Genomic DNA, 6,790 nt, shown 5'->3' on the forward strand with positions numbered 1-6,790 from the left:
TTTTCAGCCTTTTTTTATCCAAAATGTTAACGCTCCATTTTCATCCTCATGTTTAAATAAGTTATGCCCTCCCGATTTTTCCTAGACTGCTAAATCATTTTTTGCCCCTTTATCCGCCTAAGTGCACTTATATTACCTGACCTGTTTCAATTTCTTTCATTGCCTTTTTGTATTTTCTATCGGCATTGGGCACGCAACCCCTTCTGCATCTTCCATCACGATTTTTCCTCTTAGTTAAAATTAACGGACTGCACAACGGTTAGGCCCAATTTCCATCTCACGTTGTTTGTCCAAGTCTGGATTGATTTTCCCCATATTTGTTTCACGAATTTCTTGATAAGCATTTGGCTGCGGTGGTAGGTTTTCCGTTACTAGCTTTCTAAATTCAGTTTCATCCTCTATATTTAAACCGTGATTGTTTTTAAACAATGATCCTAATTTTTCTGATACACTACCATCATCATTTAGCTCGTCTATCATCATAAAATGTGCCGGCAGGACAATCAGTTCATCTGATAATTCTCTGTAGCGATTATATAGCGTGTTTCGTAATTCTCCCACCCAATCTTCTGCCTTCCCTGCTAGGTCTGGTCTTCCAATTGAATCAATGAACAAAATATCGCCTGAAAGCAAGAACCTTTTATCAACTACAAAGGATGTAGAACCAATGGTGTGACCTGGTGAATACAATGCAGAAATATCAATCATTGTGTTACCGATTGTTATGACTTTGCCGTCTTCTAGTGGCTCATAGTCAAACATTACTTCTGTTGCATCCTTAGGTGGTAGCCAATAGGTAGCACCCGCTTTTTCAGCAATTGTACGTCCACCGGAAATATGGTCAGCATGAAGATGTGTATCCAATACATGTGTAATTTTTGCTCCCAGTCTTTCGGCAAAATTTAGAAAGATATCCGTCATACGTGTTGCATCAATTACGGCTGCTTCTCCATTTGAAACAACCAAATAAGATAAACACCCTTTACCGATTCGAACGAATTGATAGATTTCCCCACCATCCTTTAAATCGCCCACTTTAACAAGCTCTAAATGTTCACTCCATGCTTTCATCCCACCCTTTAGGTATGAAACGTTTAATCCGGCATCAGATAGCATTTCCGCTACCATTACCGATGAACCTTCCTTAGCACAAACAACTAGCACATCTTTATTAGTAGGTATTTTCTCAATGATTTCATCTACTCCATCAAGCAATTCAAAGTAAGGAACATTTAAATGCTCAAAGCTTACTCCTTCAATTTTCCAATCGTTAAAATCACTTTCATTTCGAACATCTAGAATATATAATTCTTCTTTTTGAATAAGCTTTTTCGTCACATCTTTTGACGTCATTACATTTACAGTCATCTTAAATACCCCCATCCGTATTAATTTATTCAAAAAAATAATCTTAAAAAGTTAAAGTTACATCTGCATCATTAGCAAATTCTAAAAAAGTAACAGCGCCACCTACTTCAATGCCATCTATAAAATCTTCCTTTTCCAATCCCATAACATCCATTGTCATTTGACATCCGATAAAGGTAACACCCAATTCTTGTGCCATTGTAACCAGTTCTGGAATCGAAGGAATATTTGCCTTTGTAAACCCTTCTGCAAAATGTTCTTTTCCTTCTGGCATTTGAAGCTGTTTGTATGCTTCTTTATGGATTAAATTTAACCCTTCAAAGGTGAAGAAAATAGCCACTTCCTGGTCAGTTGCTGCCGCAGCCGTTGCAATATTAAATACCTTGTATGCATCAAATAATCCACCATTACTTGCAATAATCGCTACTTTTTTATTCATTGTAGATTCCTCCTAGCTTTTAGTCGTTGATTCCTGTTTTTTTACCATTCCATTGACTCATTCCTGGTACAACATTCGTGACATTTGCAAAACCATTATTGGTTAATTTCTGTGCAGCAAGATCGCTACGATTTCCAGTTCGGCAAACCACGTAGATTTCATCTTCTTTGTTTAATTCATTTAATTTGTTATCCAATTCATCTAAGGGAATGGAGATTGCATTTGGAATATGGCTAAAGGCAAATTCAGCAGATTCTCTTACATCGATAACAACGATGCTTTCACTTGCTTCAAGCCTTTTTTCTAATTCCTCGTTATTGATAATATTTTGGTGTTTTTTTTCAATAGCTTCATCATTAGAAGATTTGCGGAGATAATGTATGAGAACATTACCTTCTTCAATTGTCCCTAAATAGTGATGGCCTGTACTTTCAGCCCATGCCTTCATGTCAGCTGTGGACCCTTTATCTGTCGCTTGAACTTCTATTACTTGGCCTGCCTCTAGGTTATTCATTGCCTTTTTCGTTTTAACAATCGGCATTGGACATGCTAATCCTGTTGCATCTAAAATCATATTTGCTTTCAAATTCTCCATTATAACGCCTCCACACATACCCCACCGGGTACTATTTTTAATAAAAAAATTTATTCGATTTTTCCTTCCCAAGCAAGCATTCCACCAACCATGTTCATTACGTTAAATCCATCCCCTTCGAGCAGTTGTGTTGCACGGCCACTTCTTCCTCCAGAACGGCATACCATGATATATTCTTTCGTTTTATCTAATTCATGCTTGCGAAATTCAACTAACCCTAAAGGAATATGAACAGCGCCTCGTATCATTCCAGTAGCAACCTCGTCAGCTTCACGTACATCAATGATATTTAATGATGTACCTTCATTTAAGAAAGTCTCGACCTCTTTTGCAGTGATTTGTTTCATTTTTCGTCCTCCATATGTTGATTTAAGACCAAGCACTCATGCCGCCTTTAACATTTGTTACACTTATAAATCCCAATTTTTTTAGAGTTTTACTAGCCTGTTGGCTTCTCATTCCACTTTGACAAATCACGATTACGTCCTTTTCCTTTGAAAGCTCGCTTTCTGCCTTTTGAGCAAGCTGCTGAAGAGGAATATTTTTAAATCCTCTAATATGGTTTCCTTTAAACTCACCTGGTGTTCGGACATCAATAAATTGCTTGTTCTTGTTCATTAATTCCCTTTTCAACTCGCTTGTGGTGATTTGGTTAACACCTTTTATCGGCAAAAATCCCTTAACAATAAAAAATAGGAATAATACAATCAATAAATAAATTAGAACATTCATTTGTAACCTCCCGCTATCGTGAATGTGCTCTTAAATAAACAGATTAACATTACCTTCCTCTGCATCTGCTAAATAGGCAGCAACTCCTGCATAGTCAATGCCATCTAATAGCTCTTCCTGTTTAAGTCCTAGCAAATCCATCGTCATTGTACACGCTACTAGCTTTACCTCTTGTTCTTGCGCCATTTCAATTAATTGTGGTAAAGGTAAAGCGTTATGCTTTTTAATAATATCTTTAATCATTTTCGGACCAAATCCAGCAAAGTTCATTTTTGAAAGCCCCATTTTATTTGCACCTTTAGGCATCATTGTGCCAAACATTTTTTCCATGAATCCTTTTTTCACCGGAATATGTTCATCTTTCCGTAAGGCATTTAATCCCCAAAACGTGTGAAAGATCGTTACTTCATGATCATAAGCTGCAGCCCCATTTGCAATAATATAAGCAGCCATCGCTTTATCATAATCACCACTAAATAAGACAATTGTTGTTTTTTTCTTTTCGGTCATGCTGTACGCCCCCTTGAATATAACAAACTATACATATACCCGTATAGGTATATAGTAGCTTAAAAAAAAATTAACCTTTCTGAATCCAAAACTTTAATACATCGTTTTCTTCTTCATGTTTCAAAAGCTCATGACCAACTGATTTAGCCCAGGCTGTTATATCACTTTTAGCTCCTTTATCTGTTGCATGGACTTCTAAAACTTGCCTAGATTCTAGTTCATCCATCGCCTTTTTTGTTTTAACAATCGGCATTGGACAGGCCAAACCTTTAGCGTCTAACACTTTATCTATTTTCATCACTGTGTTCCTCCTATATTAACGTTAGTTACCCTTACCCCTATGGGTATAATACTAGAGAAAATAAAAGAGGGTGTCAACCCTTTTTATTATCGACTTTTTACCAATAGGTTTACAGCTTCTTTTACAAGCTCTTCCGTACTTTCACCGTTCATTTCAGCATGCCGAACACACTCGACTAAATTCGAGCTAACAATTAACCCAATTGTACGATCAAGGGCTGTTCTCGATGCAGATAGCTGAGTTATAACCTCTTTACAGTCCTTATTCTCTTCCATCATTTTCAATATCCCTCTAAGCTGGCCTTCTATCCGTTTAATTCTATTTTTCATTTGATCGTTGTACTCCACTGTTTTCCCCCCTTTACCATTTGTAAGTTTATATTTTGTAGAGCTTCATTTGAATATAGCTTGTGATAATTGATCAATGTATATCCGACAACTCCTTACTTAAATAACCTGTCCTAATATTTTTTCAAGTCTGCCTGGAACAATACATCAATTATCATCAACAGTTTCTATAATATACCCCTTAGGGTATGATGTCAACTATGATAAATCTTGCTCTAAAATAAAGAGACCGCTATTAGTATAGCAGTCCAAAAAATCAATTATCAAATAAAGAGTTTATTGAGTATACATCTCATAAATAGTTCCTAGTTTTTCCTCTAAACGACCAAACCGAACGAAACGATCCTCTCGTAAATATTCCTTTTGATTTATCATCAAAAGCATAATAGGGGCAGTTAAAATTAGGAATTTTTCCGCTACCTCTTCTACCTGTCTTGCATCAATATGTCCCAGATGGATAAGTGGGTATTGATCCAGAAGTTCTCTTACCTTAGGTAATATAGCATGACACGTACTACACTCTGGTGTGGATACATACAAGAAGCTTAGTTCATGATTTTCAAGAAACTCTTCTACCATCTTCAGTGTTGTTAGCTCATTTACCTTTTTCATTTCCAAACTCCTTTTAAGATCTCTGACTCCGTAGTTTTCCCTCTCAAATTCTTTCCTTTTAATCACAAGCGGGGCATATTAAGGTAATGCATGAAATATTACTGTTGTCATGTCACTCCTATTCGCTGACATAATAACAAGTTATACTGTGCTAAGCTCGTATAGCATCAGCCTAATTGGAAACCTTCTACATAGTTACTATAATTTATCTTCCCCAGATGTTATAGATACATTGCCTTCAATTTTGATTTCTACATCTGCTTTTTTCAGCATATTTCCAACTGCACATCCTTTATCTGCGGCCAAAATTGCTCTATTAGCTGATTCTATTTGCTCCTCTGTTGCATCAGCAGACAAAATAACATTGGGATAATGTGTAATTTTAAAACCCTCTTCCTTTGAATTTATAGCTTCGGAATTCATTGTAAGTTTAGTTACATTCACTTTTCTTGTTTCAAGCATGGCAACAAGAGTCATCGAATAACAAGCAGCTGCAGAAGATACAAGTAATCCTTTAGGTTCAGCCCCTTCCCCATTACCACCCAAAGATTCAGGGATAGCGATCTTTGTTTCAAATTCATTACCTTGAATTCTACCATTCCCTTTTGTATTTCCATACCAAACAGTCTTTAATTTTGTCGTTAAATCAGCCATGTAAATTCCACTCCTCAATTAAATTTCACTAAGTTATCTAGTTCAATAGTTAACTAATCATTCAACTATATGATATTTCTCTATAAGATCATTGTCAAATATTTTTATCTATCCTGTTGTTAGACTTTTTTTGCAGAACTTGATTTTATTCGTTTCCTTCATTAAGCTAAACATATCTAGATTATTAGTTAACCGAGAAAGTTGGTTGTTAAAATGGAACATTCAGGAATTCCGATTAATATCGATCCCCTCTCACCCTTGCCTATCCACGTGCAAATCAAAGAGCAAATTAAATGGTTAATTGGAAAGGATTTACTCAAACCGGGAGATACTCTTCCTTCAACGAATATGTTAGCAAATCAACTATCTATTAACCGAAATACAATTCAGGGAATATATTCACAACTAAAAGAGGAAGGTCTATTATTAATACAAAAGGGACGTGGAACACAAGTTGCCAGTGAGGAAGAAGTTACAAGATTTAAAAAGCAAAATCCCTATTTTTCTTTTGTTGAACAAACAATTAAGGATGCCTACGAGTTAGGTTTTCATATCGAAAATGTACTATTGTCTGGATATGCCTATATGCAGCTATTTCGCCAACCTTTGAACCGGAAAAGACGTTATCTTTTCATTGAATGCAAAGAAAGTTCATGCACCTTTTATTTAGATGAAATAAAACGTATGACATCTGCGGAAATTGAATCAATCGATGTTTCTGAGTTGCCAGAAAATATTTTAATTAAGGCCATTCACAATGCTGATGTGATTGTTACACGATCTGATTTGGCGGAGAAAGTGAAGAAGTTTGCAGATGAAGCTCAAAAAACCGTCATATCCGTCGGTTCCACGAATGATGTGTCGCTCCTTCTTAACATGATTAGAGGGTAGCAACAAAAATAGGATATATACCCAATACGGACAAAGTCTTTATGTATATCAATTACAGAGACACATTCTATAACTTTTTATTACTCTATTAGTGTTTAATATAAGGTATGTATAATCTCCATTCGAAACTTCTAAAAATTGCAGTCGATGTGCGAATTTCTATCGACTGCCTTTCAATAAAGTAACACAAAAAACTGTTTATAAAAAAGAGAACATCTTTATAGAGGCCACTGAAAAACTTACGTTTTTTAATTTTATTTCAAGATCGTAAACGAAAAAGGCGACTATCCGTTCATTTTTTGGACGGATAGTCGCCTTTCTTTATAGACTTTTTCACTTTA

The 6,790-nt window shown here is 35.8% G+C and carries 11 protein-coding genes; 1 reads left to right on the top strand and 10 read right to left on the bottom strand.

Annotated features, from left to right (window positions below):
- Positions 1–240 precede the first annotated feature (240 nt).
- The 10 genes from ACTJJ9_RS16580 to ACTJJ9_RS16625 form a co-directional block, all read right to left on the bottom strand.
- A complete protein-coding gene (locus ACTJJ9_RS16580; protein ID WP_145580436.1) occupies positions 241–1,368 on the bottom strand; it encodes an MBL fold metallo-hydrolase in 1,128 nt (375 codons plus the stop codon).
- 43 nt (positions 1,369–1,411) lie between these two features.
- Positions 1,412–1,807 carry a DsrE/DsrF/DrsH-like family protein gene (locus tag ACTJJ9_RS16585; protein ID WP_095303241.1) on the bottom strand — a complete coding sequence of 132 codons (396 nt, stop codon included), beginning with the start codon at positions 1,805–1,807 and terminating at the stop codon, positions 1,412–1,414.
- 19 nt (positions 1,808–1,826) lie between these two features.
- On the bottom strand, positions 1,827–2,402 hold the full coding sequence (locus ACTJJ9_RS16590; protein ID WP_145580438.1) for a sulfurtransferase TusA family protein: 576 nt from the start codon (positions 2,400–2,402) through the stop codon (positions 1,827–1,829).
- Between the two features lie 50 nt (positions 2,403–2,452).
- The gene (locus ACTJJ9_RS16595) at positions 2,453–2,749 is read right to left on the bottom strand and encodes a rhodanese-like domain-containing protein (RefSeq protein ID WP_145580440.1); all 297 of its coding nucleotides are present in this window, start codon (positions 2,747–2,749) and stop codon (positions 2,453–2,455) included.
- Positions 2,750–2,771: 22 nt separating this feature from the next.
- Positions 2,772–3,134, bottom strand: a complete 363-nt coding sequence (locus ACTJJ9_RS16600; RefSeq protein ID WP_095303244.1) for a rhodanese-like domain-containing protein — start codon at positions 3,132–3,134, stop codon at positions 2,772–2,774.
- A gap of 30 nt (positions 3,135–3,164) precedes the next feature.
- On the bottom strand, positions 3,165–3,644 hold the full coding sequence (locus ACTJJ9_RS16605; RefSeq protein ID WP_145580442.1) for a DsrE/DsrF/DrsH-like family protein: 480 nt from the start codon (positions 3,642–3,644) through the stop codon (positions 3,165–3,167).
- A 70-nt stretch (positions 3,645–3,714) separates the two neighbouring features.
- Complete coding sequence (locus ACTJJ9_RS16610) at positions 3,715–3,942, bottom strand: sulfurtransferase TusA family protein (RefSeq protein WP_095303246.1); 228 nt, start codon at positions 3,940–3,942, stop codon at positions 3,715–3,717.
- 89 nt (positions 3,943–4,031) lie between these two features.
- The gene (locus ACTJJ9_RS16615) at positions 4,032–4,292 is read right to left on the bottom strand and encodes a metal-sensitive transcriptional regulator (RefSeq protein ID WP_145580444.1); all 261 of its coding nucleotides are present in this window, start codon (positions 4,290–4,292) and stop codon (positions 4,032–4,034) included.
- Between the two features lie 276 nt (positions 4,293–4,568).
- Complete coding sequence (locus ACTJJ9_RS16620) at positions 4,569–4,904, bottom strand: thioredoxin family protein (protein ID WP_145580446.1); 336 nt, start codon at positions 4,902–4,904, stop codon at positions 4,569–4,571.
- A gap of 198 nt (positions 4,905–5,102) precedes the next feature.
- Positions 5,103–5,558, bottom strand: coding sequence for an OsmC family protein (locus ACTJJ9_RS16625; RefSeq protein ID WP_145580448.1), 456 nt, complete (start codon positions 5,556–5,558; stop codon positions 5,103–5,105).
- A 213-nt stretch (positions 5,559–5,771) separates the two neighbouring features.
- Between ACTJJ9_RS16625 and ACTJJ9_RS16630 the strand changes: the two genes are divergently transcribed.
- A complete protein-coding gene (locus tag ACTJJ9_RS16630) occupies positions 5,772–6,449 on the top strand; it encodes a GntR family transcriptional regulator (RefSeq protein ID WP_095303250.1) in 678 nt (225 codons plus the stop codon).
- The last annotated feature ends 341 nt before the right edge of the window (positions 6,450–6,790 follow it).

Source organism: Metabacillus sp. 22489 (assembly GCF_052044855.1).
In the GTDB taxonomy this organism is placed as follows: Bacteria; Bacillota; Bacilli; order Bacillales; family Bacillaceae; genus Metabacillus; species Metabacillus niabensis.

Bases quoted from the DNA above. Each gene is read 5' to 3' on its own strand.
- ACTJJ9_RS16580 (WP_145580436.1), bottom strand. From the start codon at position 1,368: ATGACTGTAAATGTAATGACGTCAAAAGATGTGACGAAAAAGCTTATT.
- ACTJJ9_RS16585 (WP_095303241.1), bottom strand. From the start codon at position 1,807: ATGAATAAAAAAGTAGCGATTATTGCAAGTAATGGTGGATTATTTGAT.
- ACTJJ9_RS16590 (WP_145580438.1), bottom strand. From the start codon at position 2,402: ATGGAGAATTTGAAAGCAAATATGATTTTAGATGCAACAGGATTAGCA.
- ACTJJ9_RS16595 (WP_145580440.1), bottom strand. From the start codon at position 2,749: ATGAAACAAATCACTGCAAAAGAGGTCGAGACTTTCTTAAATGAAGGT.
- ACTJJ9_RS16600 (WP_095303244.1), bottom strand. From the start codon at position 3,134: ATGAATGTTCTAATTTATTTATTGATTGTATTATTCCTATTTTTTATT.
- ACTJJ9_RS16605 (WP_145580442.1), bottom strand. From the start codon at position 3,644: ATGACCGAAAAGAAAAAAACAACAATTGTCTTATTTAGTGGTGATTAT.
- ACTJJ9_RS16610 (WP_095303246.1), bottom strand. From the start codon at position 3,942: ATGAAAATAGATAAAGTGTTAGACGCTAAAGGTTTGGCCTGTCCAATG.
- ACTJJ9_RS16620 (WP_145580446.1), bottom strand. From the start codon at position 4,904: ATGAAAAAGGTAAATGAGCTAACAACACTGAAGATGGTAGAAGAGTTT.
- ACTJJ9_RS16625 (WP_145580448.1), bottom strand. From the start codon at position 5,558: ATGGCTGATTTAACGACAAAATTAAAGACTGTTTGGTATGGAAATACA.
- ACTJJ9_RS16630 (WP_095303250.1), top strand. From the start codon at position 5,772: ATGGAACATTCAGGAATTCCGATTAATATCGATCCCCTCTCACCCTTG.